Source organism: Arthrobacter sp. Cza30 (assembly GCF_059090765.1).
Map to the genome: position 1 here is coordinate 210,799 of NZ_JBNHGA010000007.1, position 25,047 is coordinate 235,845.

At 67.8% G+C, this 25,047-nt stretch carries 22 protein-coding genes; 17 read left to right on the forward strand and 5 right to left on the reverse strand.

Annotated elements, in window-relative coordinates; all coding sequences use genetic code 11:
* The first annotated feature begins 203 nt into the window (after window positions 1–203).
* Window positions 204–1,799: an acyl-CoA carboxylase subunit beta gene (locus AC5RVZ_RS23765; protein WP_494068101.1), complete on the forward strand. Its 1,596-nt coding sequence runs from the start codon at window positions 204–206 to the stop codon at window positions 1,797–1,799.
* Window positions 1,800–1,813: 14 nt separating this feature from the next.
* Window positions 1,814–2,068: an acyl-CoA carboxylase epsilon subunit gene (locus tag AC5RVZ_RS23770; RefSeq protein WP_493977621.1), complete on the forward strand. Its 255-nt coding sequence runs from the start codon at window positions 1,814–1,816 to the stop codon at window positions 2,066–2,068.
* Between the two features lie 24 nt (window positions 2,069–2,092).
* Here AC5RVZ_RS23770 and AC5RVZ_RS23775 read toward each other — a convergent pair whose 3' ends face one another.
* The gene (locus AC5RVZ_RS23775; RefSeq protein WP_494068102.1) at window positions 2,093–3,349 is read right to left on the reverse strand and encodes a serpin family protein; all 1,257 of its coding nucleotides are present in this window, start codon (window positions 3,347–3,349) and stop codon (window positions 2,093–2,095) included.
* A 172-nt stretch (window positions 3,350–3,521) separates the two neighbouring features.
* Between AC5RVZ_RS23775 and AC5RVZ_RS23780 the strand changes: the two genes are divergently transcribed.
* From AC5RVZ_RS23780 to AC5RVZ_RS23795, 4 genes are all read left to right on the forward strand, one after another.
* Window positions 3,522–5,252, forward strand: coding sequence for a DUF885 domain-containing protein (locus AC5RVZ_RS23780; protein WP_494068103.1), 1,731 nt, complete (start codon window positions 3,522–3,524; stop codon window positions 5,250–5,252).
* Between the two features lie 264 nt (window positions 5,253–5,516).
* Window positions 5,517–6,173, forward strand: coding sequence for a Maf family protein (locus AC5RVZ_RS23785; RefSeq protein WP_494068104.1), 657 nt, complete (start codon window positions 5,517–5,519; stop codon window positions 6,171–6,173).
* A gap of 120 nt (window positions 6,174–6,293) precedes the next feature.
* Window positions 6,294–8,075, forward strand: a complete 1,782-nt coding sequence (locus AC5RVZ_RS23790) for an acetyl/propionyl/methylcrotonyl-CoA carboxylase subunit alpha (protein WP_494068105.1) — start codon at window positions 6,294–6,296, stop codon at window positions 8,073–8,075.
* A gap of 179 nt (window positions 8,076–8,254) precedes the next feature.
* The gene (locus AC5RVZ_RS23795; RefSeq protein ID WP_493977616.1) at window positions 8,255–8,524 is read left to right on the forward strand and encodes a GlsB/YeaQ/YmgE family stress response membrane protein; all 270 of its coding nucleotides are present in this window, start codon (window positions 8,255–8,257) and stop codon (window positions 8,522–8,524) included.
* Between the two features lie 221 nt (window positions 8,525–8,745).
* On the opposite strand, the gene AC5RVZ_RS23800 is transcribed toward AC5RVZ_RS23795, so the two are convergent.
* Window positions 8,746–10,149 (reverse strand): MFS transporter, encoded by a 1,404-nt coding sequence (locus AC5RVZ_RS23800; protein WP_494068106.1) that lies wholly within the window; start codon window positions 10,147–10,149, stop codon window positions 8,746–8,748.
* A 215-nt stretch (window positions 10,150–10,364) separates the two neighbouring features.
* Between AC5RVZ_RS23800 and AC5RVZ_RS23805 the strand changes: the two genes are divergently transcribed.
* The gene (locus AC5RVZ_RS23805; RefSeq protein WP_494068107.1) at window positions 10,365–11,219 is read left to right on the forward strand and encodes an alpha/beta fold hydrolase; all 855 of its coding nucleotides are present in this window, start codon (window positions 10,365–10,367) and stop codon (window positions 11,217–11,219) included.
* 31 nt (window positions 11,220–11,250) lie between these two features.
* On the opposite strand, the gene AC5RVZ_RS23810 is transcribed toward AC5RVZ_RS23805, so the two are convergent.
* The gene (locus tag AC5RVZ_RS23810) at window positions 11,251–11,943 is read right to left on the reverse strand and encodes a hypothetical protein (RefSeq protein ID WP_494068108.1); all 693 of its coding nucleotides are present in this window, start codon (window positions 11,941–11,943) and stop codon (window positions 11,251–11,253) included.
* 198 nt (window positions 11,944–12,141) lie between these two features.
* On the opposite strand from AC5RVZ_RS23810, the gene AC5RVZ_RS23815 reads away from it, so the two are divergent.
* From AC5RVZ_RS23815 to AC5RVZ_RS23830, 4 genes are all read left to right on the forward strand, one after another.
* Window positions 12,142–12,330 carry a hypothetical protein gene (locus AC5RVZ_RS23815; protein ID WP_494068109.1) on the forward strand — a complete coding sequence of 63 codons (189 nt, stop codon included), beginning with the start codon at window positions 12,142–12,144 and terminating at the stop codon, window positions 12,328–12,330.
* A 69-nt stretch (window positions 12,331–12,399) separates the two neighbouring features.
* Window positions 12,400–12,723, forward strand: a complete 324-nt coding sequence (locus AC5RVZ_RS23820; protein WP_494068110.1) for a hypothetical protein — start codon at window positions 12,400–12,402, stop codon at window positions 12,721–12,723.
* A 30-nt stretch (window positions 12,724–12,753) separates the two neighbouring features.
* Window positions 12,754–15,204, forward strand: coding sequence for a Tex family protein (locus AC5RVZ_RS23825; RefSeq protein ID WP_494068111.1), 2,451 nt, complete (start codon window positions 12,754–12,756; stop codon window positions 15,202–15,204).
* Window positions 15,205–15,681: 477 nt separating this feature from the next.
* Window positions 15,682–16,053 (forward strand): Hpt domain-containing protein, encoded by a 372-nt coding sequence (locus tag AC5RVZ_RS23830; protein WP_494068112.1) that lies wholly within the window; start codon window positions 15,682–15,684, stop codon window positions 16,051–16,053.
* A 37-nt stretch (window positions 16,054–16,090) separates the two neighbouring features.
* On the opposite strand, the gene AC5RVZ_RS23835 is transcribed toward AC5RVZ_RS23830, so the two are convergent.
* Window positions 16,091–17,050 carry a response regulator transcription factor gene (locus AC5RVZ_RS23835; RefSeq protein WP_494068113.1) on the reverse strand — a complete coding sequence of 320 codons (960 nt, stop codon included), beginning with the start codon at window positions 17,048–17,050 and terminating at the stop codon, window positions 16,091–16,093.
* A gap of 124 nt (window positions 17,051–17,174) precedes the next feature.
* A complete protein-coding gene (locus AC5RVZ_RS23840) occupies window positions 17,175–18,578 on the reverse strand; it encodes an NAD(P)H-quinone dehydrogenase (RefSeq protein ID WP_494068114.1) in 1,404 nt (467 codons plus the stop codon).
* 198 nt (window positions 18,579–18,776) lie between these two features.
* On the opposite strand from AC5RVZ_RS23840, the gene AC5RVZ_RS23845 reads away from it, so the two are divergent.
* The 6 genes from AC5RVZ_RS23845 to AC5RVZ_RS23870 all read left to right on the forward strand — a co-directional run bounded on the left by AC5RVZ_RS23845 (window position 18,777) and on the right by AC5RVZ_RS23870 (window position 25,029).
* Window positions 18,777–19,577: a purine-nucleoside phosphorylase gene (locus AC5RVZ_RS23845; protein WP_494068115.1), complete on the forward strand. Its 801-nt coding sequence runs from the start codon at window positions 18,777–18,779 to the stop codon at window positions 19,575–19,577.
* Between the two features lie 11 nt (window positions 19,578–19,588).
* The gene (locus AC5RVZ_RS23850) at window positions 19,589–21,382 is read left to right on the forward strand and encodes a phospho-sugar mutase (RefSeq protein WP_494068116.1); all 1,794 of its coding nucleotides are present in this window, start codon (window positions 19,589–19,591) and stop codon (window positions 21,380–21,382) included.
* Between the two features lie 304 nt (window positions 21,383–21,686).
* Window positions 21,687–21,911 (forward strand): hypothetical protein, encoded by a 225-nt coding sequence (locus AC5RVZ_RS23855; protein ID WP_494068117.1) that lies wholly within the window; start codon window positions 21,687–21,689, stop codon window positions 21,909–21,911.
* 120 nt (window positions 21,912–22,031) lie between these two features.
* Entirely contained in the window at window positions 22,032–22,754 is a 723-nt protein-coding gene (gene deoC, locus AC5RVZ_RS23860) for a deoxyribose-phosphate aldolase (RefSeq protein WP_494068118.1), read from the forward strand.
* A 32-nt stretch (window positions 22,755–22,786) separates the two neighbouring features.
* The gene (locus AC5RVZ_RS23865) at window positions 22,787–23,014 is read left to right on the forward strand and encodes a hypothetical protein (protein WP_494068119.1); all 228 of its coding nucleotides are present in this window, start codon (window positions 22,787–22,789) and stop codon (window positions 23,012–23,014) included.
* Between the two features lie 299 nt (window positions 23,015–23,313).
* Window positions 23,314–25,029: a sensor histidine kinase gene (locus tag AC5RVZ_RS23870; RefSeq protein ID WP_494068120.1), complete on the forward strand. Its 1,716-nt coding sequence runs from the start codon at window positions 23,314–23,316 to the stop codon at window positions 25,027–25,029.
* Window positions 25,030–25,047 lie beyond the last annotated feature (18 nt).

Genomic DNA, 25,047 nt, shown 5'->3' on the forward strand with positions numbered 1-25,047 from the left:
GCTGCCGGCAGGCCGCGATCCGCGGGGTTCCCCGGGCAAAAGCACTTGCGGCGAAATTGTAGGGTTCCTACAGCAGGCGTGGCGCCGATGCTCACTAGACTTGGTTCAGCGGCGCGCCTGTGCCCTGCTGTTTTGTGCGAAACCTACTTAAGCAGCCTGCAGAGCGCCGGCATCCGACACCCTCGGCAGAATCCGGAGAATTCATGAGCCTCGATCAAGACCTTGATCTGCAGACCACTGCAGGCAAGATTGCGGACTTCCGCCGCCGCCAGGCGCAGTCCCTGCAGCCCTCCGGTGCCGAGGCGATCGAGAAGCAGCATGCCCGCGGCAAGAACACCGCGCGGGAACGGATCGAAATGCTGGTGGACGAAGGATCCTTCGTCGAGTTCGATGCCTTTGCCACGCACCGGTCGACCGCCTTCGGCATGGAGAAAAAGAAGCCGCTCGGCGACGGCGTCGTCTCCGGTTACGGCACCGTCGATGGGCGGCTGGTGGCGCTGTACAGCCAGGACTTCTCCGTCTACGGCGGCTCGCTCTCCCAGGTCAACGGCGAGAAGATCGTGAAAGTGCAGGAATTCGCCCTGCGCAACGGATGCCCCGTCATCGGCATTAACGACGGCGGCGGCGCCCGCATCCAGGAGGGCGTGGCGTCGCTGGCGATGTTCGCTGACATCTTCCGCAACAACGTTGCCGCCTCCGGCGTGGTGCCGCAGATCTCGCTGATCATGGGCCCGTGCGCCGGCGGGGCCGCCTACTCCCCCGCGCTGACGGACTTCGTGGTGATGGTCGACAAGACCAGCCACATGTTCATCACCGGACCGGACGTCATCAAGACGGTCACCGGCGAAGAAGTGGACATGGAGACGCTGGGCGGCGCGCGCCAGCACAACGCCACGACGGGCACCGCCACGTACCTGGCCGCCGATGAAGCGGACGCTGTCGAATTCGTCCGCGAGCTGCTCGAGTTCCTTCCCTCCAATAACCTGGCCGAGGCTCCGCCGCTGGACTTCGACGAGGAACTCGACATCACCGCCGACGACCTGACCCTGGACGAACTGATTCCGGATTCGGCCAACCAGCCGTACGACATGCGGACCGTCATCGAGCACGTCGTCGACGACGGCAACTTCCTGGAAATGCAGTCGCTGTATGCGCCGAACGTGATCATCGGCTACGGCCGCGTTGAGGGCCACACCGTCGGCGTCGTCGCCAACCAGCCCATGCAGTTCGCCGGCACGCTGGACATCAACGCCTCTGAAAAGGCCGCCCGCTTTGTCCGTCACTGCGACGCGTTCAACATCCCCATCCTCACGCTGGTAGACGTGCCCGGCTTCCTGCCGGGCAAGGACCAGGAGTTCAACGGCATCATCCGCCGCGGCGCCAAGCTGCTCTATGCCTACGCCGAGGCCACCGTGCCGAAGCTTACGGTCATCACCCGCAAGGCCTATGGGGGTGCCTACATCGTCATGGGCTCCAAGAAACTCGGTGCAGACCTGAACCTGGCCTGGCCCACCGCCCAGATCGGCGTGATGGGCGCCCAGGGCGCGGTCAACATCCTCTACCGCCGCGACCTGGCGGCCGTGGCCGCCGAAGGCGGCGACGTCGAGGCCCGCCGGCAGGAGATCATTTCCCAGTACGAGGAAGAGCTGCTCAACCCGTACCAGGCTGCCGAACTCGGTTATCTCGACGCCGTGATCGCACCGTCCGACACCCGCCTCCAAGTGGTGCGCGGCCTGCGCGCGCTGCGCGACAAGCGGGCGACCATGCCGCACAAGAAACACGGGAACATTCCGCTATGAGCCGTTGGTCAGACATGAACACAGCACAGTCTTCTGGCACGCCCGCGGTGCCGCACGGCGATGCCGCCGTGCGGCCGCATCCGCTGCTGACCGTGGCGAAGGGCAATCCGAGTGCCGAGGAACTCGCCGCCCTGACCGCCGTCGTCGCCGCCCTGCAGTCTTCTGGTGTGTCCGGCTCCCCGCAGAGCAGGCCCCGGCGAAACCGGCGGCCGCTGCTGCGGCCGTTCGTCTCGCGCGGCCCCGGCGCGTGGCGGCACACCTTCCGGTAGCCGGTCCCCCGGGCGGGCGCGCCGTCAGCGCGGATCCAGGACCGTGCCGAGGAACAGCGGCAGTCCCGTCGGCAGGTGGATGATCTGGTACAGGAACGGCCGGTCGAACGAGAGTTCGACGTCGGGCAGCGGCGGCAGCGAACCGGCCATCACGTCGAGCTCCGTCACGGCAGCTGCGACCGTCCCCTTTTCCCCGACGGCGATGTTGGCTTGTTGGGCTGCGCCGGTCACGGAGGCGTCCGGCTGGATGGCCTCCAAATCGGGATCCGGGCCGAAGGTCTCGGCGAGTCCGAGTCCACGCAGGATGGGCAGCAGATCCTGGTGGTGGGTGTGGTTCCACGTTGGCAGCTCGAGCAGGACCGTGGCGTCGTCGGCACCGTCCATGGCCGCCGCCACCTCCCCTAGGCCCGCCTCGTCCATGAGCGGGGCGCCGTCGTCGGGCAGGACGAGGCGCATCACGAATCCGTCGTTGTACGGCAGGTCGAGGCCCTGCCAGCCGTTCCCGCGCCCGTATGCCGCCTGCACCAGATTGCCCATCATGGGTACCTCGACCGACTCGCCGGAAGCCGTGGTGAAAGCGCCGCCCTCCGTTGCCGAGGGGTCGAACGGTTGTTCCCAGGCAGCCGCGAAATAGACGGCGTTGAGCAGGGTCAGCGTGTTCCCCGGGTCGAAGGTGCCGGGTGCCTCGGTGATGCGGCCGCCGGTGTGGTGGTCCACCCAGGCATCCATGGCCTGTTTGGTCGCGGGATCGGAATAGTCCACCGGGTAGACGCCGGAGCCGTAATGCCTGGCCAGGGTGTGCAGGTAGTCCTCGCCGGTGGGCGTCCCTTCGTCCACGAAGACGCCGTTGGCCAGGTGCAGCAGCGGCCGGGCCGGCGGCTGCTCCTCGTCGACCGTGCCGGGATCGCCGTCGAAACCTTCCCACTCCGCCAACAGCCCGTTCATGGCGGCTTCGAGATCCGCGTCCGGCAGCCCCACCACGGCATCCATCTCGCGGGCCGTCGTGCTGCCGGCGCCCGCGCGGAGCATGGCGACGGCATAGAGCAGGCTCACCGGACTGGTGACCTGGTTCTTCTCCGGCGCCGCCGCGAGCATGGCTGCCCCCAGCTTGTAGGCCGAACGCCGCAGCGCTTCGACCTCGGCCGGATACTCCCCCGCCGCCACGTCCGCCCGGGCCACTCCGTCCGCGGCCAGCAGTTCCGGAGGTGCCGCGCAACCGCCGAGCATCATGGCGGGCGCCACCCCCAGCGCCGCCAGCGCCGCCGTCGTCCTCTTGCGCACCTTGCCCTCCTCACCGTTGTTGACCCCCCAACCTATGGGGCGGCAGGACCGAAGGCCAGAGGCGGCACGCTACGATTCCGTGACGATTGCCGCAGGGCCGTCCGCCCGGTGTTGGACGGCGGGCAGGCGCGCTCGCGTGGCCGGGTCTGCGGGTTGCCGGTAGGCTCTCCCTGTGACTGAGCAGACATCTGAACTGACCAAGAGCCCGGAAACCTGGCGCATCCCGTCCGCCATCGATGCCGTCGCAGACGCCTACACGGCGGCGCTGCTGGAGTTGGATCCTTCGCTGGCAACCTCCCTGGGCATCCCCGGACATGAAACCGAGTACCCGGACTACTCCCCTGCCGGCGCCGAGGCCTTCGCCGAGGCCACCCGGGAGGCACTCCGGCGGCTGGAGGACCTGGAACCGACCGACGACGTGGACCGCGTCACCCTCGACGCGATGCACGAGCGGCTGGGCCTTGAACTCGAAATCCACGAGACCGGCTGGGACCTGGCAGACCTGAACAACATCGCCTCGCCGGCGCAGGACATCCGCGCCATCTTCGACCTGATGCCCACCAACACCGTCGAGGACTGGAACAACATCGCCGGCCGCATGGCGCACGTTCCGGATGCGATTGCCGGCTACGTGACGTCGCTGCGCGAGGCCAAGGACCGCGGGCTCGTCGCCGCCAAGCGGCAGGTGCGGATCGTGATCGAGCAGACCCGTGCGTACGCGGCCGAGGACGGCTTCTTCCGCACGCTGGCCGGGCAGGCTGCCTTGGAAGACGGCGAGCTGTCCCAGGACCTGCGCGACCGGCTGGCCGAAGCCGCCGGCGCCGCAGCGACCGCCTACGGCCGGCTGGCCTCGTTCCTCGAGGCCGAGCTGCTCCCGGCGGCACCGGAGAAGGACGCCGTCGGGCGCGAACGCTATGCCCTGATGTCGCGTCGTTTCCTGGGCTCTGCGGTGGATCTGGAAGCCACCTATGCCTGGGGCGTGGCGGAACTTGACCGCATCATCGCGGAGCAGGAGGCCGTGGCGGAGCAGATCCGGCCAGGGGCAAGCATCGAAGAAGCGATGGCGCTGCTGGATGCGGATCCCCAGCGGCAGCTGCACGGCACCGACGAGCTGCAGGCGTGGATGCAGCGCCTCTCGGACAAGGCCGTGGAGGAGCTCGCCGGCCACTTCGAGATCTACGAGCCGATGCGCCGGCTGGAGTGCATGATCGCCCCGACGCATGAGGGAGGCATCTACTACACCGGCCCCAGCGACGACTTCGCGCGGCCGGGCCGCATGTGGTGGTCGGTGCCCGAAGGCGAAGACAGCTTCACCACGTGGAAGGAAACCACCACGGTCTACCACGAGGGCGTTCCGGGCCACCACCTCCAGATCGCGACGGCCACCTACCGGCGCGAGCTGCTGAACAACTGGCGGCGGAACATCTGCTGGGTTTCCGGCCACGGCGAAGGCTGGGCGCTGTATGCCGAACGCCTGATGGATGATTTGGGCTACCTGGCCGATCCGGGCGACCGGATGGGCATGCTCGATGCCCAGCGCATGCGGGCCGCCCGGGTGGTGTTCGACATCGGCGTGCACCTGGAGTTGGAGATTCCGGAGCGCTGGGGCTCGGGTACCTGGACACCGGAGAAGGGCTACGAGTTCCTGCGCCGGAACATCGCGATCAGCAAGGGCCAGCTGGACTTCGAATTTGCCCGCTACCTGGGCTGGCCGGGACAGGCGCCGGCCTACAAGCTGGGCCAGAAGCTCTGGGAGGAAATCCGCGACGAGCGACGCCTGCGCGAGGGCGACGCGTTCGACATCAAGGCCTTCCACAGCCAGACGCTGAATATCGGCTCGGTCGGGCTGGACACCCTGCGGCGCGCGCTGCTGGGCGAGGACCCGGTGGCCGCCGCCGGCTGATCCGGGCCGGTTCCGGCCGGGCCTCGGACAAGGCGCGGACAAACAGGAGGGCCGATGCATCCCCCAACGGTGCACCGGCCCTCATCTGTGCCGGGTCGCTTCGGCCCGCATGAGGCGTACTCTCCGGCGGGAGAAGCTCCCGCCGAAATCGTACGGTCAGGCAACCGGTTCACGGGGCAACCGCGGCACTTCTTTACGCTCAGGTCACGGCGCGGAAACACCCTAAGCAGGGTTCGCTTTACGGCGCCGGATAAGCTTGATCGGATGACCGATCTTCGCCTGATACTCGCCTCAGCCTCCCCCGCCCGCACCAAGCTCCTGAGCGAAGCCGGCATCGCGCACGAGGTCCTGGTCTCGGATGTCGACGAGGACGCGGTCACCGCGGGCTACGGCGTCACCGACCCGCACGACACCGCGCTGTTGTTGGCGCGGGCCAAGGCCGAGGCCGTTGCGGCGCTCCCCGCGGCCGAAGGCGCCTTGGTGCTTGGCTGCGACTCCGTGTTCGAACTCGACGGCGCGCCGTACGGCAAGCCGCATGAGCCGGATGTCGCCCGTGAACGCCTGCACCGGATGAGCGGGCGGCACGGCGTGCTGCACACCGGCCATTGGCTGGTGGACTGCCGACCCACCGCCTTCGAGGCCGGCGGACAGGAAAGCCCCGGCGCCGGATCGGGCGCCACCCTAGGGGCGGTCGCCTCCGCCGCGGTGCATTTCGCCCAGCTCACCGACACCGAAATCGACGCCTACGTGGCCAGCGGCGAACCGCTGCACGTCGCCGGTTCGTTCACCATCGACTCGCTGGGCGGCGCCTTCATCGAGCGGGTGGACGGGGACCCCCACGCCGTCGTCGGCCTCTCGGTCTCCACCCTGCGCCGGCTGCTGTCCAGCGCCGGCGTTCAGATCACCGACCTCTGGAGCTGAGCGCGGGACGCTTTGTAGGACCCCTACAAAGAACCGCCCTCTCACACGCAGAAACGGCATGGTTCATGAGCGAATCCCGCAAAAGCAGGCTAGGCTCCTCAAGGATAGAAGGAGCTTTGAATGACCCAGCGCATCACCAAGGTACTGATCGCCAACCGTGGTGAAATTGCCGTTCGCATAGTCCGCGCCGCACGGGACGAAGGCATCGCCTCGGTCGCCGTCTACGCCGACCCGGACCGGGATGCCCTGCACGTCCGTCTGGCGGACGAAGCCTATGCACTCGGCGGGAGCACCGCCGCCGAGTCGTACCTGATGATGGACAAGCTCCTGCAGGTGGCCGAGGCCGCCGGTGCCGACGCCGTCCACCCCGGCTACGGTTTCCTGTCCGAGAACGCAGAGTTCGCGCAACGGGTCGTCGACGCAGGGCTGACCTGGATCGGCCCCTCCTCCGACGCCATTTCCCAACTGGGCGACAAGGTCCAGGCCCGGCACATCGCCGAACGGGTCGGCGCCCCCTTGGTGCCCGGCACGCCCGACCCGGTGGGCAGCGTGCAGGAAGTCCTGGACTTCGCCGACGCGTACGGCCTGCCGCTGGCCATTAAGGCGGCCTACGGCGGCGGCGGCCGCGGCATCAAGGTGGTCCGTGACCGCGAGGCCATCGCCGAGTCCTATGAGTCGGCGGTGCGCGAGGCCACGGCGGCGTTCGGGCGGGGCGAGTGCTTCGTGGAGCGTTTCCTGGACTCCCCGCGGCACGTGGAAACCCAGTGCCTGGCCGACGCGCACGGCAACGTGGTGGTCATTTCGACCCGCGATTGTTCGCTGCAGCGCCGCAACCAGAAACTCGTGGAGGAGGCTCCGGCCCCGTTCCTGTCCCCCGAGCAGAACGAGCGCCTGTACACGGCGTCCAAGGCGATCATGCGCGAAGCCAACTACCAGGGCGCCGGGACCTGCGAGTTCCTCGTCGGCCAGGACGGCACCATTTCCTTCCTCGAGGTCAACACCCGCCTGCAGGTGGAGCATCCCGTGTCCGAGGAAGTCACCGGCATTGACCTGGTCCGCGAACAGTTCCGCCTTGCCCGCGGCGAAGAGCTCGGCTATGACGACCCCGACGTGCGCGGGCACTCGTTCGAGTTCCGCATCAACGGCGAGGACGCCGGCCGCAACTTCATGCCGGCGCCCGGGACCGTGGAGAGCCTGCGCCTGCCCACCGGTCCCGGTGTCCGCGTGGATTCGGGCATCGAAGCCGGCGAAGTCATCGGCGGCAACTTCGACTCCATGTTGGCCAAGCTGATCGTCACCGGCAGCACGCGTGCCCAGGCTTTGGAGCGCGCCCGCCGCGCGCTGGACGAGATGGAAATCGGCGGCATGCCCACCGTGCTGCCGTTCCACCGCGCCGTGGTGGCCGACCCGGCCTTCGCCCCCGTGGAAGGGCCTTTCAGCATCCATACCCGCTGGATCGAAACCGAGTTCGTCAACGACATCCCGGCGTTCCAGTCCGTCCCGGCGGCGGGATCCGACGACGACGGCGAACGCCAGCGGGTCACCGTCGAGGTCGGGGGCAAGCGGCTGGAGGTCGTGCTCCCGGCGGGCCTGGGCGGCGGTACCGGCACGCCCGCCAAGTCCAACGGCAAGCCCAAGCGCGCCGGACGGGGCCGTTCCGGCTCCGCAGCCGGTGCCGCGACCGGTGGCGACGGGCTGGCCTCCCCGATGCAGGGGACCATCGTGAAGGTCGCCGTCGCCGAAGGTGACACGGTTGCGGAAGGCGATCTCGTCGTCGTACTGGAGGCGATGAAGATGGAGCAGCCGCTCACCGCGCACAAGTCCGGAACCATTTTGGGGCTGGCCGCCAAGCCCGGGGATACCGTGTCAGCCGGTGCCGTGCTGGCCACCATCGCGGATTAAGCCACACATTTCCAGGCCGGACTGTATCACTGCTTGTAGTCATGTCACGTTTTAGGTACCAAGTGGGCGCGGGAACTTACTAAGCACGCTGTCCATGCGGTAGCGTGATGCCTACCAAGGAGCAGAACCCGGCCTGACCGGGAGAATTGACGTAGCACCTAACAAAGGAGATGCACCTCATGAACTTCCTAGCATTCCTCTTACTCGGACTTATTGCAGGCGCCATTGCCAAGCTGATCCTTCCCGGACGGCAGGGCGGTGGCTGGATTGCCACGCTCGTCCTCGGTGTCATCGGTGCCCTCCTGGGCGGATGGATCGGCGGTGCTGTAATGGGCGCCGATATGAACGAATTCTTCAGCCTCGAATCGTGGATCTGGGCCATCATTGGCGCCCTGATTGTGCTGGTGATCTGGGGCTTCATCACGAAGAGGAGGAGCACAACCGCTTAATCTTGGCCGATTAAACTGCTCCTTTTAGTGGCATCTGGCCCGCCGTCCCTCCGGGGAGGGCGGGCCTTTTGCTTGCCCTGGGGTTTTTTCCTTGCCCTGCGGCCTTTTCCTTGCCCTGCGGCCTTTTGCTTGCCCTGCAACGCGGCGGCGCACCTGCGACCAGGCACTAAAAAAGACCCGCGGCCGTGGCCGCGGGTCTTTTTGATCGTCCGGCTGGAAGGTCAGCTCGACTGGTTCTCGTAGTCCATGTCCTTGGTTTCCTTGGTCAGCAGCAGGGCGACCAGCGTCAGGACGGCGGCGCCACTGAGGTAGAGGCCCACCAGGACCGTGCTGCCCCCGGCGGCCTGCCACAGCGCGACGGCGATGAACGGAGCCACCGAAGCGCCCAGGATCGAGGAGAAGTTGTACGCCACGGCCGAGCCGGTGTAGCGCACGTTGGTCGGGAACAGTTCGGGCAGGATTGCGCCCATTGGCCCGAAGGTCAGGCCCATCAGCGTGAAACCGATGATCAGGTGCGCCATGGTGCCGGCGAAGCCGCCGTTGAAGAGCGGCACCCAGAGGAAGCCGAATGCCATGATGCCCAGGGATACGCTGATCAGCGTCTTCTTGCGGCCGTACTTCTCTGCCAGGGGGCCAGACACCAGGGTGAAGATGCCGAAGAACACCACGCCGATGATCAGCATCAACAGGAAGTCGTTGCGGGCGTAGCCCAGCCCGGCGGCAAAGGTGTCCGGATCGAACGGCTTTCCGGCGGCCTCGGCCGCGGCGGCGGCGTCCTCGGCGTTGGTTGCCGCCGTGCCGTAGGAAAGCGTGAAGGTGGTCATCAGGTAAAACAGCACATAGGTCGCCAGCATGATGAACGTACCCAGGATCAGCTGGCGCCAGCTGGTCTTGAAGACCCGGCCCAGCGGCAGCTTGGTTACCTCGCCCTTGTCCACGACCTTCTGGAAGGCGGGGGTTTCCACCAGCTTCAGGCGCACCCACAGGCCGATGATCACCATCACGGCGCTGGCCAGGAACGGAATGCGCCAGCCCCAGGCCATGAACTCTTCGTTGGCAAGGTTGATGCTCAGCACCAGGAACAGCGAGTTGGCGATGATGAAGCCGATCGGGGCACCCAACTGCGGGAAGGTGCCGTAGATGGCCCGCTTGTTCGCCGGCGCATTCTCGGTAGCCAGGAGGGCGGCGCCGCTCCATTCGCCACCCAGGGCCAGGCCCTGGGCGAAGCGCATGACCACCAGCAGTGCGGGCGCCCAGAAGGACCAGCCGTCCACTTGGGCGGTGGGCAGGCAGCCGATCAGGAAGGTGGCGATGCCCATGGTGAGCAGGGAGGCCACCAGCGTCCCCTTGCGGCCGAACTTATCGCCGAAGTGCCCGAAAATAATGGACCCCAACGGACGGGCGATGAAAGCCACGCCGAATACCGCGAACGAACTCAGCAGAGCGACGGCTCCGCTGGCATTCGGGAAGAACAACGCCGGGAAGACAAGCACGGCGGCCGTGGCGTAGACGTAGAAGTCGTAGAACTCGATGGATGTGCCAACGAGGCTGGCAACGATGACGCGGCCGCGGGAGTTCACCGGCGCGGCAGGCGCCCCCGCGGTAACTGATGCTGGTTTGGACATTGAAGTGTCGGCTTTCGCTCGAATGAATAACTTATGAATTCTAGTCAGATGCGTCCGCGATCCGGACAATTGTTTCAATATGTGGACAGCTGTGTTATGCGTCGACCGCCCCTGAGCCCGCCGTTCCCGGTGTCGACCACCGGGCTCGCCGCGGTCGGGATGCCGCCGTAGGCTGGCAGCGGACCGGAACGGCAGGCGCTGCGAGGGAGGGCCCGATGGAGGCCGATGAACGGCGCGGGATGCTGGCGCGCCCCGATGCGACCCTCGCCGTTTATACCTACGGCCCGCCCCATGGGCCGGGGACGCCGGCCGTCCTGCTGATCCACGGCTACCCGGATGACCACTCGGTCTTCGACTGCGTCGCCACCGCCCTGAGCGCCGATAGCCACGTCATCTCCTATGACACCCGCAATGCCGGGGCGTCCCGAACCACCGTCGCCCATCGCGGCGCCTACCGCCTGCCCGTTTTGGTGGACGATCTTTTTGCGGTGATCGATTCCTCCGCGGCAGGGGGCGTGCACCTCGTGGGACACGACTGGGGATCGATCCAAGGCTGGGCGGCGGCCCAGGATGCTCGTGCCGAGGGCCGGATTCTCAGCTTCACGAGCATTTCGGGACCGGACCTGGGCCATTTTTACCGCTGGTTCGGTCGCAGGCTGCGCCGGCCCGCGCTCTGGCCCCAGGCGGCGGGACAGGCCCTGCGCAGCCTGTACGTCGCCGGGTTCCAGCTGCCGGTACTGCCGGAACTTGCCTGGCGGACGCTCCTGACCCGTCCGTACGAGCGCTTCTCCGGCCGCAGGATCGGCGATAACGGCGCCCGCGGCCTCGCCCTGTACCGAGCAAACTGGTTCCGGCCCCTGACCCTGTCGGCCCGCTGCCGGATTCCCGTGCAGGTGATAGTCCCGCGGCGGGATCCGTTCCTCTCGCCCCATCTGGTGGAGGGGCTGGAGGATTGGGTGCCGCGGCTGAGGATCGTCGAAGTGGATGCAGGCCACTGGTGGCCCGCGGAGGCCGGAGAAGCGGCTGCGCGGATGGTGAGGAGCTGGATTGCGGACGTGCCGGGCGTTTGAGGTTCCGCCTGATGGCAAGGGCGGTTCACCCCTACCCCCGCGGGCGCGCCCGGCGTGACACCGCGTAGGACGGCGCGCGGAGCTTCTCGATCCACCGGTAGGTTGCCCCGTCCGGAAGCCGGTGCAGGATCGGATCGAAACGCAGGGCCGCGTCTCCTCCGCCCTGTGCAAGCCGCAGCGTGAGGGTACCAAACCGGCGCCACGGGCCCCACGGCTGGGCGTGGAACAGCGCGAGCGTCCAGTCTTCGCTGCCCAGCGCCCGCCGGAATCCCGCCGGTTCCGCCGGCAGCCGCACGTTCGGCCGGAGCGTGCGGGCGGCAAGCTGGACCGGGCCGTGCGACCCTCGGTAGGGCATCACCGTGGTGAGCGCCGCCGCACGAACGTCCCGTCGAGGCTGGAGAAGGTACCTGCCGGCCCGGGAGGTGCCGCTGGAAGCCAGCAGGATGTCGGCCTGCCCACCCTCCGCGGTGACGCGCAGCGCGAGCCCGATGATGTCGGGCAGCCGCGACGGCAGGCCCGCTGACCGTGACAGCCGCGCCTCGACGTCGTTGTTGCCCGCTGCGTCCAGCCACGGTATGCCGCTGGAAAAGGAGTTTCCCGTTCTCTCCAGCCGCCCTTCAAGGTGGAGGCCGATCGGATGGATGGGCCGGACGGGCCGCAGCCGCTTGAGCGCCGAGAAGACTAAGGCCAGGCCGCGACCGGCCGCCGTGCCAAGATCCGGCATGCTCGCCGACTCCTCCCCCGTGGTGCCGCACCGCTTCCGGCGCCGCTTCCAGCATCTCTGTCCGCCCGGCCGGCAAGCCATCCGGGCTTCGACCCCGCCATAGACAGCATACTGAGCATCAGCCTACTCTGATTGGCATCGGGCACAGTGCGGACTGCGCCAAACCGGGTCCGCCGCCCCTAGCGGGAGGTATCCATGATGAGCAGCGGCAACGAATATTCCGACTCCGGGGAAGAGGAAGCGGCAGCTCCCGCCGATCCCGGGCAGAGCAACGAAAACAGCACGGAATCCGAGGAACCGATGGAAACGTCCGGCCCCGATTCCAAGGATGTGCAGGGGGAAGCCGCGGCCGAAAATGCCAAGGAAACGGGCGGCTACGGCTACTGAAGCCGCCGACGCCCCCGGTTCGAGACCCTTGCCGCCCGTACCGTCCGGGCCGGATGGCAAGCTTTCCGCATGAACAAAGTAGACGTCATGACCGCCCGCAGGTACGCGCGGGATCGCGGCGAACCCGGCCCCCGCGCCGAAGACCGCCATTCCGGGGCAACTCGTGAGCCCTACTGCCGCGAACCGTATGTCCGCGTGAGCCATGAGGGGAAGACGTTCGATGCGAAGGCCATCTCCTGGGACCGGGCCAGCGTGCAGGTGAAGTGGATGGATGAGCACGGCTCCGCCCGTACCGCTTGGGTTCCCGGCAGCGAGGTCCGGCGCATCCACCGCGACGAGTCCAGCTGGCGCGACCCCTATGATGACTACGCTTTCTACTATCCCGGCACCTAGGCCACGCCTCGAATACGGCACAATGGATCGGTGACCGAATCATCCGCGCCTGCCCCCTCCGCCTCCGTAGAAACCCTGCCGCCTCTCGACCCGGCCGCACTCAATGCCCGCATCCATGCCCAGCTCGCCCGGGAGCTCGGCGTCCAGGCCTGGCAGGTCAAGTCCGCGGTGGAAATGCTCGACGGCGGCGCCACCGTCCCGTTCATCGCCCGGTACCGTAAAGAGGCCACCGGGACGCTTGATGACGCGCAACTGCGTGATCTCGAGGAGCGGCTGCGCTACCTGCGGGAACTGGAAGACCGCCGTCGTGCCGTGCTGGAAGCCATCGCCGCGCAGGGCAAGCTGACCGCCGAGCTGGAAGCGGCAGTCAACGGAGCCGAGACGAAGGCGCGGCTGGAGGACATCTACCTTCCCTACAAGTCCAAGCGGCGGACAAAGGCGCAGATCGCCCGCGAAGCAGGCCTGGAGCCGCTCGCCGATGGCCTCCTGGCCGACCCGTCCCGGGACCCGCTGGCGACAGCGCAAGAGTTCCTCAATGCCGCGCACTCCATCAACGAGCCGGCCGATGCCCTGGCCGGCGCCCGGGCGATCCTGGTGGAGCGGGTCAGCCAGGACGCCGACCTGGTCTCCGAGCTGCGCGAACGGCTGTGGCAGCAGGGCCTGGTGCGGGCCGAGGTCCGCGAGGGCCAGGCGGAAACCGGCCAGAAGTTCGCCGACTACTTCGACTTCGCCCAAGACCCTGCCGGCCTGCCGTCGCACCGGGTGCTGGCACTGCTGCGGGGCGAGAAGGAGGGCGTGCTGAACCTTGACATCAGCGAAGGCAATCCGGCCCACCCGGAGGACTTCGCCGAGGCGCGCGGCCGGTTTGAGAACGCCGTGGCATCACGGATGGGCGTGGCTGACCGCGGGCGGCCGGCCGACCGCTGGCTGTTGCAGACGGCGCAGCTGGGCTGGCGGCGGATCCTGGTCAAGCTGGCCATCGACCTCCGCGTCCGGCTCTTCACGGCAGCCGAAGACGAGGCCGTACGGGTCTTCGCCGCCAATCTGCGGGACGTGCTGCTGGCCGCACCGGCGGGCAACCGCGCCACGTTGGGGCTGGACCCGGGGCTGCGCACGGGCGTGAAGGTCGCGGTCGTCGACGGAACCGGCAAGGTGGTGGCCACCGATACCATTTATCCGCATGCCCCGGCCAGGAAATGGGACGACTCGCTCGCCACGCTGGCCAGGCTCGCGGATCAGCACGCCGTCGAACTCGTAGCCATCGGCAACGGGACCGCCTCGCGGGAAACCGACAAGCTGGCCACTGAGCTGATCAAACTGATGGAGCCCACCCGCAAGCTGCAGAAGCTGGTGGTTTCGGAGGCAGGTGCGTCGGTCTACTCGGCCTCGGCGTTGGCCTCGGCAGAACTGCCCGAACTGGATGTCTCGCTGCGCGGCGCGGTCTCGATTGCCCGCCGGCTGCAGGACCCGCTGGCGGAGCTGGTCAAGATCGACCCGAAGTCCATCGGCGTGGGGCAATACCAGCACGACGTCACGGCCAGCAAGCTGGAGCGGTCCCTGGACGCGGTGGTCGAAGACTGCGTCAACGCGGTCGGGGTGGACCTGAACACCGCCTCCCCGTCGCTCCTCTCCCGCGTGGCCGGCCTCGGTACGCAGCTGAGCGAGAACATCGTGGCCTACCGCAATGCCAACGGCCCCTTCGCCAAGCGCTCCGAGCTGAAGAAGGTTCCGAGGCTGGGCGGGAAGGCGTTCGAACAGTGCGCCGGATTCCTTCGCATCACCGGTGGCGCCGAGCCGCTCGATGCCTCCAGCGTGCACCCGGAGGCGTACGGCGTGGCCCGGAAGATCCTTGCCGCCGCCGGCACAACCGCGACGGCGGCGGGACGGGGCGCCCAGTCCCTGGCGGTTCTGGACCCGCAGCAGTTCGTCGACGAGCACTTCGGCCTGCCGACGGTGGTGGACATCATCACCGAGCTGGAGAAGCCGGGCCGCGACCCGCGCCCGAGCTTCACCACCGCCTCCTTCACCGAGGGCGTGGAGAAGATTTCCGACCTGATGCCGGGCATGGTGTTGGAAGGGACCGTCACCAACGTCGCTGCGTTCGGAGCCTTCGTCGACGTCGGCGTCCATCAGGACGGGCTCGTCCATATCTCCGCCATGTCGAACAAGTTCGTCTCAAATCCGCATGACGTGGTCAAGTCCGGCCAGGTCGTGAAGGTCAAGGTGCTCGAAGCCGATCCGGAGCGCAAGCGCATCTCCCTGACGCTGCGGCTCGACGACGAGGCTCCCGCCGGCGAGCGGCGCGAGCCCGGGTCCGGCCGCCAGGGCCGCACGAGCGAAACCCGCAGCGGAAAGGGCGGGGCACAGCCCGGCCCCCGCGGTGCCAAGCCTGGGCGCCGCGACGGCCGCACTCCGGGCCCGGGCGGCTCCGCCGACACGGCAATGGCCGAGGCACTTCGGCGGGCGGGCCTGGGCGGCTAGCACAGGAACAGGAACAGCCCCAGCACCACCCTCGGGTCCGGAGCACTCCCTCCGGACGGACAAGGGCAGGGTACTGGGGCTGTTCCCACCGGATGGTGGACTAATGGAGCCTGTGCCTCCGGCCCCCGGGCACGGGGTCTGAAACCACAGACAACACTGTGACCGATGTCGCTTAAGGCCGCGGAGGCTTCCGCTGAAAATTTGCTCAGCTTTGGCCTAAGAAGCCTGCCTGGTCCACGCCCGAGGCTCTGCCCGATACCGGCGGCGCCGCGGACGCCGCCTGTCGGTCCGCCCGGCCGGAGCACCCGTCAATCGAGATTGGTGCTCAAGAGTTACCCAAGGTTGCGCCTGCACGCCTCGGCGGGCTCGGGCAGTCGCTTACGATGTAAGTAGTTTGAAGTCGCAACAAGTTTGAAAGGGGCGCCGCCCGATGCTCTTTTCCGGGCAGTCCTCCGCATCCGGTCCCCAGGCGTTCTCGTGACGGCCATTTCGCCGGAGATTCCCCTGGTCTCACCAGCAGTGCTGGACAAACTGGCAACTGACCTCGACGACCACGACGGCAGCATGCGCCGCCGTTTCATTGGCAATTTTGTGGGGCTGTGGGAACACCGCTTTGGAAGGGTCTCGAGCGCCATTCTCGCCCGGGACGCAGAAGACGCCATGGACGCAATCCTCAGTTTGAAGATTTCCAGCAGCATGGTGGGGGCCGGCCGGCTTGGCCAGATGGCAGAACATCTCGAAGGCCTGGTCAACGGCCGGCTCTTTGACGCCGCGGCAACTCTCTTGGACGAGCTGCGCGCCTGCGGGATGACGACGACGTCACAGCTGCGCAGCCTGCATCTGCAGTAGCGCGCCCGTCAGGCGGGAAATGCACGCCCGGGCGGCGTCACCGCTTAGGTGCCAGGCTGTAGCCCACCCCGCGCACTGTCTTGATCCAGCGCGGGGACTTGGTGTCATCCCCGAGCTTGCGGCGGAGGTTGGCCATATGCACTTCGATGGTGCGTTCGTCGGAGTCCGAAATGTAGCCGCCGGTGTTGTAGGGCTCGTTGCGAAGCCGGCGGACCAGATCCGCCTTGGTCCGCACCACCCGGCCGCTTTCCATCAGGGCGTACAGCAGGTCGAATTCGCTGCGGGTCAGTTCCAGCTCGTGCCCGGACCGGATCACCGTGCGGGCACGGTGGTCCACCACGATGCCGTTGTGCTCCAGCACGCCGTCGCCGGCCGGGCTCGCCGCCCCGGCACCGGTCTCGGCAGCGAAGGCCGGCGCACCGCCGCCTCCCGCGAGCGCGGCTGCCGAAACGGCACCGGACGTGGACAGCGACAGGCCGTGATGCCCTCCGGCACCGATCCCGGCTCCCTGCAGGACGGGTTCAGGCACCGGAGTTGTCGCCGCTGCGCCGGCCCCGGCCGACTCTGTCGGGGCGCCCCCGCGGGCACCGACGTCCTCCGGCAGACCGCCGTCGTTGCCCTTGGTGGTACGCGGGCGGCGCAGCATCGCGGTGATTCTGGCGCGCAGTTCCCGTGGGCGGAACGGCTTGGTGAGGTAGTCGTCCGCGCCGGTCTCCAGGCCCAGCAGCGTGTCCAGTTCTTCGGCCCGCGCGGTGAGCATGATGATGTACGTGTCGCTGAAACGGCGCACCTGGCGCGCGACCTCGAAGCCATCGATGTCCGGCAGTCCGAGGTCGAGGGTGACCACATCGGGATTGTGGCGCCTGACGGCGGCGACGCCTTCCATTCCGGAGGAGGCGGTATGCACCGTAAAACCGGAACTGGACAGGACCGTCGAAATCAGCTCCCGGATGTCCAGGTCATCCTCCACAATGACGGCAGTACGCTGCTCGCTCATCCTCTATCCCCCAACTGACTTACTTCGGTTCATCGTTTCATTACATAGCTATTGATGATCATAGACCCTGAAACAAACAATGTGGCGAAATAATCAGCGGGGAAATAACGGCGGGAGCTGCCGCCTAAAGATGCACGTGCAGCCGCCTCGCCGCCTCGGAAATGGAACCGGTCAGCGACGGGTACACCGTGAACGTGTTCGCGAGGTCGTCCACGTGGAGTTTTTGGCTGACCGCCAGCGCGATGGGGAAGATCAATTCGGAAGCCCGCGGGGCCACCACCACTCCCCCGATAACCGTGCCGGAACCGCGCCGGGCAATGATCTTTACGAAGCCGTCGGAGACGTTCATCATTTTGGCCCGCGCGTTCGTGTTGAGCGAGAGTTTGATGATGTCGCCCTGGTACTTTCCGGCGGCGACTTCCTCCTCGGTCACCCCCACAGTCGCGATCTCCGGGCTGGTGAAGATATTGGACGCCACCTGCTTGAGCTTCAGCGGCTTGACGTAGTCGCCCAGCAGGTGGGCCACGGCGATGCGGCCCTGCATCGCGGCCACCGAGGCCAGAGCCAGCACGCCGGTGCAGTCGCCGGCAGCATAGATGTTCGACGCGGTGGTGCGCGAGACGCCGTCCACCTTGATGTGTCCGCTCTCGGTCAGGGCCACCCCGGCTTCTTCGAGCCCGATGCCGGAGGTGTTGGGCACGCCGCCCACGGCCAGCAGGCAGTGCGAGCCCTCGACCACCCGGCCGTCGGCCAAGGTGACCAGCACGCCGTCGTCCGTTCGTTCCACGCTGGCGGCGCGGGACTTGGACAGCACGGTCATGCCGCTGCGGGCGAAAACGTCTTCGAGCACCTCGGCGGCGTCGGCGTCTTCGCCCGGCAGCACGCGGTCCCGCGAGGAGACCAGGGTGACCTTGGTGCCAAGCATCCGGTAGGCGGAGGCGAACTCCGCTCCCGTCACGCCCGAACCGACCACGATCAGGTGCTCCGGGATCTCGGTCAGGTTGTACACCTGGGTCCAGTTGAAGATGCGTTCACCGTCCGGCTTGGCCGTGGACAGTTCGCGGGGTGTGGCGCCGGTGGCCACCAGGATGGCATCCGCCGTAATCGTCTCGGTCCCCGTGTCCGTCGATACGGCGATGGTGTTCGGACCGGAGAGCTTGCCTTCGCCCAGGATGACGCGCACCCCGGCACGCTCCAACCCGTGGTGGATGTCCGCCGACTGGCTCTCGGCCAGCTTCAGCAGGCGGTCGTTGACCGTGCGCAGATCGGCGTAGGCTGCCTTGGAGTCCTCGTCGAAGCGGACCCCGAGGTCGTGGGCGCTCGCTACCCGGCGCATGGCATCGGCGGTCGCGATCAGGGTCTTGGACGGCACCACATCGGTCAGCACGGCCGAACCGCCGAGGCCCTTCCGTTCGATGATGGTCACCTTGGCGCCGAGCGAGTTGGCCACCATGGCCGCCTCATACCCGCCGGGGCCCCCGCCCAGGATCGCCAGACGCGGGGCACTGAAATCTATTTGGCTAGTCACGGACTTCATTCTGTCGCATGCCCCGCAACGCCTCAACCTGCCGGTACGGCGTGAAGCAGGCGCCCGCTGCCCGCACGCGGCGGCCGCCAGTACCCGAGCTGCCAGTACCCGCGCCGACATCCCCAAAGCCCGGAACGACGACGGCGCCGCCCGCCCGACGCTTTCGGCAGCAGTTCGGCAGCGGGTAGGTTAGGTCCTGTGACTACAGACCCCTTTGAACTGGCCGCCGAGGCAGCCGCTTTCCTCGCCGGGCAGACCGGCGTCGCCGCCCATGATGTCGCGCTGGTGCTCGGCTCCGGCTGGGGCGAAGCCGCCGACCTCATCGGCGAGACGACCCACTCGATCCCGGCCACAGACATTCCCGGGTTCTCCGCCCCGGCAGTCGAAGGCCACGTCGGCACCATCCGCTCCGTCCGGACGCCCGACGGCAAGCGCGTGCTGGTGCTCGGTGCCCGCACCCACTACTACGAGGGCAAGGGCGTGCGCTCGGTCGTCCACGGCGTCCGGACTGCGGCGGCGGCCGGGTGCGGGACGCTGGTGCTGACCAACGGCTGCGGCGGGCTGAACCCGGCCTGGGCGCCGGGGACGCCGGTGCTGATCAGCGACCACATCAACCTCACGGCCGCCTCCCCGCTGGAAGGCGCAACCTTCGTTGACCTGACCGACCTCTACTCGGGACGGCTGCGCAGCCTGGCGCGGGAGGTGGATCCCAGCCTGGACGAAGGCGTCTACGCACAGTTCCCCGGCCCCCACTACGAGACCCCGGCCGAGGTGCAGTACGCCAAGCGGATCGGCGCCGACCTGGTCGGCATGTCCACGGCGTTGGAGGCCATCGCCGCCCGCCACGCCGGCATGGATGTTTTCGGAATCTCGCTGGTGACCAACCTGGCGGCCGGGATCAGCGACGTTCCGCTCAGCCACACCGAGGTCATCGAGGCGGGCCGGGCCGCGGGGCCGCGGATCTCGCGGCTGCTGGCCGGAATTGTCGCCAAACTGTGAACGGGAGCGACATGGCCGCAACGCCGGACGAGCTGAAGGCCGCGGCCGAGGCCTGGCTGCAGGCCGATCCGGACGAGCAGACGCGCCGGGAATTGCACGACCTGCTGGCAGCGGCCGAGGGCGGCGCGCCGGAAGCCGCCGCGGCGCGGGCCGACCTGGCGGACAGGTTCTCCGGAACCTTGGCCTTCGGTACCGCCGGGCTGCGGGCCGCGCTCGGCGCCGGACCCTTCCGGATGAACCGCGTGGTGGTGCGCCGGACGGCCGCCGGCCTGGCCCGCTTCCTGCTGGACACCGCCGCCGGCGCCTATGCGCCGCGCGCCGTGATCGGCTACGACGCACGCCGGAACTCGGGTGTGTTCGCCGCCGAGTCCGCCGCCGTCTTCACCGCCGCCGGCATCGAGACGTTCCTGATGCCTTCCGCCCTGCCAACGCCGGTGCTGGCGTACGCCGTTCGGGCGCTGGGCTGCGAAGCGGGCGTGATGGTCACCGCCAGCCACAACCCCGCGCACGACAACGGATACAAGGTCTACCTGGGCGGACGTGCCGTCGACGAAGGCGGCCGCGGAGCGCAGATTGTGGCACCCTACGACGCCGAAATCGCCGCCCGGATTGACTACGCCCCGCCACTGGACTCCATCCCGCTCGCCGAGGATGGCTGGAACGTCCTGCCGGACGGCATCGCCGAAGACTACGTTGCCGCGGTCACGGCGCTGGCCGACCCGCGGCTGTTCCCGCAACGGGACCTGAGTATCGTGCTCACACCGATGCACGGCGTCGGCGGAGCCACCATGCGGGCGGTCTTTGAGCAGGCCGGATTCACCGATGTGACGCTGGTGGCCGCCCAGGCGGAGCCGGATCCCGACTTCCCGACCGTGGCCTTCCCCAACCCGGAGGAAGCCGGAGCGATCGACCTCGCCTTGGAGACGGCAGCGGAGATCGACGCGGACCTGGTCATTGCGAATGATCCCGACGCGGACCGCGCGGCGCTGGCTGCCAAGGACCCGTCGACCGGGGCGTGGCGGATGCTCCGCGGCGACGAGGCGGGTGCGCTGCTCGGCGCGCACATGGCGGCCCGTTTCGAAGGCCAGGACCGGCTGCGCGCGGACCAGGACGCCTCACCCAATCCGATCGCTGCACCGGCTGACAGCGCGGCTGCGTCCCGGGTCTTCGCCAACTCGATCGTGTCTTCCCGGCTGCTGGGCAAGATCGCGGCCGACGCAGGGGTAGCCCACGTGGAGACACTGACCGGCTTCAAGTGGATTTCCCGCGTCCCCGGCCTGGCCTACGGGTATGAAGAGGCCCTGGGGTATTGCGTGGCACCGCATCTGGTCCGGGACAAGGACGGGATGTCCGCCGCCCTGCTGCTCGCAGAGCTCGCCGCCGACGTCAAAGCCGCGGGCCGGACGGTCTTCGACGTCCTCGATGACCTCGCGCTGAAGTACGGGCTCCACGCTACGGACCAGCTGAGCATCAGGGTGGACAACCTCTCCCTGATGGGAACGATGATGTACCGGCTCCGGGAGCGGCCGCCTTCGTCGTTGGCGGGATCCCCGGTGGTGACCAGCACGGACTTGTCCCTCGGCAGCGAAGCGTTGCCGCCGACCGACGGGCTGCTGTTTCTGGGCCAGGACGATACCCGCGTCATCGTGCGCCCGAGCGGCACGGAGCCCAAGCTCAAGTGCTACCTGGAGGTCATCCGGCCGGTCGCCGGCGCGGACCGGCTGGCGGAGGAACGCGCCGTAGCTGCCCGGCTGCTGGAGGCCATCAAAAACGACATCCGCACCACCCTCGGGGTGCCCGGATAACCGGCGGCAATCCTCCGCCGCCCGAAGACCGCGGTGTTCACATCGGAAAGTGCTCCCATCTCCAGGGCGGCCGAGCCGTGCGAGAACGGCCTTAACCGACGGGCCTGTGTCGACTTTCGGCCGCTCTGAAGCCCGCCCTGAAACCCCCGCCCGGTTCATGGGCACGGATCCCGGCCCACCCCGGGCACCCGGACCTCCGACACCGCCGGTCCGCTAACACCGCCGGTCCGCCTGACTGACGCCCTGACCGTGGGCGCGACCTCCACTGATTGATCACGTTCCGCACCTTTTCGACGCTGGTGCCATGTGGGACGATGCAGCCATGGGCATCGAAGAACAGGTGCCGCGCTCCGCAGGGGCGGGGCATCAAAGCCCTGAGGAAGAGCCGGCGCACAAGGCCTCGGAAGAGCACATTCCTGCCGACGACGCCCGGGCCATCGCGCGCCGCCGGCAGGAAGCCGAGGAGAAGCTCGAGGAGCACCGCCGTGCGGCCGAGGAAGAGGGCCACTCCACCGGCGGCCCGTACTGACCCCTGCCCGGTCCGGCAACGCCCCGGCGGCCGTGCAGGCCGGTGCGCCGGTCCGGTCGTCGCCTGGCCGGTATGCAAGGATAGAAGTTCCTTCGAACCCAGCAGATGAAAGGGATGGCCATGTCTGAAGACATCACATCCGGATCCGCTCCGAGCGCGACCTATCACGATCCGACGTCGATCGCTTCGGTCATCGACCACACGCTGCTGAAGCCGGAGGCTTCCCGCGAAGACATCCTCAAGGTCTGCCAGGAGGCGGTCGAGTACCGCTTTGCCGCCGTGTGCGCGAATCCCGTCTGGACGGCGTTGGTCCACAGCACGCTCAAGGGCTCCGGGGTCAAGACCTGCGCGGTCGTCGGCTTCCCGTTCGGTGCCACTCCCACCGATGTAAAGGTACACGAGGCCCGCGGCGCCACCCTGGACGGCGCCGACGAGATCGACATGGTGATCAACATCGCCGCGGCCCGCGCGAACGACCGCGCCGCGATCTTCGAGGACATCGCGGCGGTGGCCGAAGCCGTCCACGCCGGCGGCGCCATCCTCAAAGTCATCCTGGAGACCCATTTCCTGAGCGACGAGCAAAAGCGGATGGTCTGCGAAGCCGCCGCCGAGGCCGGGGCGGACTTCGTCAAGACTTCGACAGGTTTCAGCGGTGGCGGCGCCACCGTCGAGGACATCGCCCTGATGCGCGACGCCGTCGGCCCGCGACTGGGCGTGAAGGCCTCCGGCGGCGTTCGATCCGTCGACGACGCGCGCGCCATGCTCCGGGCCGGCGCAACACGAATTGGCGCCAGCTCATCAGTGGCTATTGTTAAAGGCGAGCAAGCCGCCGGCGGCTACTGACGCCGCATCGCACTATTGAGGAGAAACACCCCATGGCCCACCCCAAGCAGCGCACCCATTCGGGCGAGGGACACCTGGTCGGCAATCTGATCACCTTTGCGGTCATCATGCTGATGTTCTTCGGTTCCCTGTACGCCTTCAGCCTGGAGCCGGTCATCGGCGCCATCCCGGCCTTCGCCATCGGGCTCGGCCTGTTCACGCTGGCGTTCTTCATTCCCAAGCAGTTCCTGGGCCGTTCCGACACCCACCACAACGCCTGACGTTTTCGCGGGCTATCCCGGGCGCTCAGCCAGGGGGCAGGCAGGTCCTGCTTCCCTGGCCGGGCGCCCGGCGTAACTTAAGGGCCAAGCCCTTCCCGAGCCGAACGGGACCGGCGCGCAACGGACGCATCCGCCAACCCGCCTGCAGCGCCCCACCCCGTGCCGCTGCGACTTGCGTCACAGACCGCGCAGTTCCACGGCGCGGGGCAGCACGCGTGCCATACTGAACCAGTCATGGCCAGCCCGGCTCCGCAAGCAACCGACAACGAGGGCTGCCCGGAGTAAGGGGACCTTCGATCATGTCTGCCGCACCAAGCCCGCTGTTGTCCTGGCTTACCGGACGCCGACAGTTCCATGAACTGCCCCTGCGCGCACGCGTTTTCCTCAGCCATCTGCCGCTCTGCATTTCCGTGACGCTGACGGCGGTGATCGCCGCCGCATTCTTCCCCCAACTGCTGGGCAACGCGCAATTCACCGGCGGGCTCATCGGCATTGCCGTGTTGTGGATCCTCGGCGCCGCCATCCCGTGGGACCGGCTGCCCTATCCGTCGTACTGGGTGATCCCGCTGCTGGACTTCGTTGCCATCGGGGCCCTGCACCAAGGCGCCGGGACGGAACTCTACGGCGTCGGGCTGTTGGCGGTCTTCCCGGTGTTCTGGATGGCCTGGTCGGAGATCGCCCCCGCTGCCGCGCGCATCATCAGCTTCGCCGCGCCGCTGCTCATCGTCTGGATTCCGGTGTTCACCGGCCCGGAGCCCGTAACGCCGGAAACCCTGTTTGGCCCGATCCTGGTCCCCATCGTGACCCTGGGGGTCTCCATCACCGCGTCCGTTTTCTCATTGAGCATGACGGCGCAGCAGCAAGCCCTGGCCCGCAAAGACCGCGAGCTGCGGGCCTTACTGGAAGAAAGCAAGGTCCACGTGCGCCGGCTGGACACCGTCCTGAACGCCGTCGCGGTGGGGGTGCTCGTCACCGATGCAGACGGCCGTGACATTCTGAGCAACGTGCAGCAGGAGCGGGACCGCTCGCTGGCCATGCCCCACGGAATCGATAATCCGGACGAGGCCGACTTGCTGGTCTTCGAAGCGGACCGCGTGACCCCGGTGGTCCCCGAAGACCGCCCCATTCGCCGTGCCATCTTGGGGGAGTCTTTTTCCGACCGGCTGGTGTGGATCGGCGACGGAGACAGGCAACGCGCCATGTTGTGCACGGCACGCCCCATGCAGGATGACCTCGGTCAGTTCGACGGCACCGTGATGGCCTTCAGCGACGTCACCGACCTGGTCAACGCGTTGACGGTGAAGGAAGAGTTCGTCGCCGGCGTCTCGCACGAGCTCCGCACTCCCCTGACGTCCATCATGGGCTACTTGGACCTCGCGCTCGAGGACGCCGACCAGCTGCCGCAACACGTCACCGCTTCGCTCGGCATCGCCATGCGCAATTCCGAACGGCTCCTGCAACTGGTGGAAGACCTGCTCGTCACGGCCTCCGGGACGCTGAGCATCGAGCCTCGCCGTACGGTGCTAGCCGACCTCGTCGCTACCAGCGTTGCGTCGGCCATGCCGCGGGCAGAACACGCGGGCGTGGAGCTGGTCATCGACGCCGCTGACGGGCTGGAAGCAGAGGTCGATCCCAACCGGATGGGCCAGGTGCTGGACAACCTGCTGTCCAATGCCATCAAGTATTCGCCCGACGGCGGCCGGGTCACGGTGCGGACCCTGGCGGCCGACGGCGCCGTCCTCCTGGAGGTCAGCGACACCGGGATGGGCATGTCGGAAGCGGATCAGGCTGAAATCTTCACCAAATTCTTCCGCACCAGTTCCGTCCGGCAGGCGGCCATCCCCGGGCTGGGGTTGGGGCTGGCCATCAGCAAGTCAATCGTGGAAGCACACGGCGGCACGCTGACCTTCACGAGCGTCCTGGGAGCGGGCACGACCTTCAGCGTCGCGATTCCGCAGCGCAACGAAGAGGGAGGCCGCCCGGAGGCGGCCTCCCTGGGCCAACTGCTGCCTTAGGAGTCAGCGCCGGTCCGG

Excerpts from the sequence above, each read along its gene's own strand:
- AC5RVZ_RS23765 (WP_494068101.1), top strand. The coding sequence starts at position 204 with ATGAGCCTCGATCAAGACCTTGATCTGCAGACCACTGCAGGCAAGATT.
- AC5RVZ_RS23770 (WP_493977621.1), top strand. The coding sequence starts at position 1,814 with ATGAACACAGCACAGTCTTCTGGCACGCCCGCGGTGCCGCACGGCGAT.
- AC5RVZ_RS23785 (WP_494068104.1), top strand. The coding sequence starts at position 5,517 with ATGACCGATCTTCGCCTGATACTCGCCTCAGCCTCCCCCGCCCGCACC.
- AC5RVZ_RS23790 (WP_494068105.1), top strand. The coding sequence starts at position 6,294 with ATGACCCAGCGCATCACCAAGGTACTGATCGCCAACCGTGGTGAAATT.
- AC5RVZ_RS23795 (WP_493977616.1), top strand. The coding sequence starts at position 8,255 with ATGAACTTCCTAGCATTCCTCTTACTCGGACTTATTGCAGGCGCCATT.
- AC5RVZ_RS23800 (WP_494068106.1), bottom strand. The coding sequence starts at position 10,149 with ATGTCCAAACCAGCATCAGTTACCGCGGGGGCGCCTGCCGCGCCGGTG.
- AC5RVZ_RS23805 (WP_494068107.1), top strand. The coding sequence starts at position 10,365 with ATGGAGGCCGATGAACGGCGCGGGATGCTGGCGCGCCCCGATGCGACC.
- AC5RVZ_RS23810 (WP_494068108.1), bottom strand. The coding sequence starts at position 11,943 with ATGCCGGATCTTGGCACGGCGGCCGGTCGCGGCCTGGCCTTAGTCTTC.
- AC5RVZ_RS23815 (WP_494068109.1), top strand. The coding sequence starts at position 12,142 with ATGAGCAGCGGCAACGAATATTCCGACTCCGGGGAAGAGGAAGCGGCA.
- AC5RVZ_RS23820 (WP_494068110.1), top strand. The coding sequence starts at position 12,400 with ATGAACAAAGTAGACGTCATGACCGCCCGCAGGTACGCGCGGGATCGC.
- AC5RVZ_RS23835 (WP_494068113.1), bottom strand. The coding sequence starts at position 17,050 with ATGAGCGAGCAGCGTACTGCCGTCATTGTGGAGGATGACCTGGACATC.
- AC5RVZ_RS23850 (WP_494068116.1), top strand. The coding sequence starts at position 19,589 with ATGGCCGCAACGCCGGACGAGCTGAAGGCCGCGGCCGAGGCCTGGCTG.
- AC5RVZ_RS23855 (WP_494068117.1), top strand. The coding sequence starts at position 21,687 with ATGTGGGACGATGCAGCCATGGGCATCGAAGAACAGGTGCCGCGCTCC.
- deoC (WP_494068118.1), top strand. The coding sequence starts at position 22,032 with ATGTCTGAAGACATCACATCCGGATCCGCTCCGAGCGCGACCTATCAC.
- AC5RVZ_RS23865 (WP_494068119.1), top strand. The coding sequence starts at position 22,787 with ATGGCCCACCCCAAGCAGCGCACCCATTCGGGCGAGGGACACCTGGTC.
- AC5RVZ_RS23870 (WP_494068120.1), top strand. The coding sequence starts at position 23,314 with ATGTCTGCCGCACCAAGCCCGCTGTTGTCCTGGCTTACCGGACGCCGA.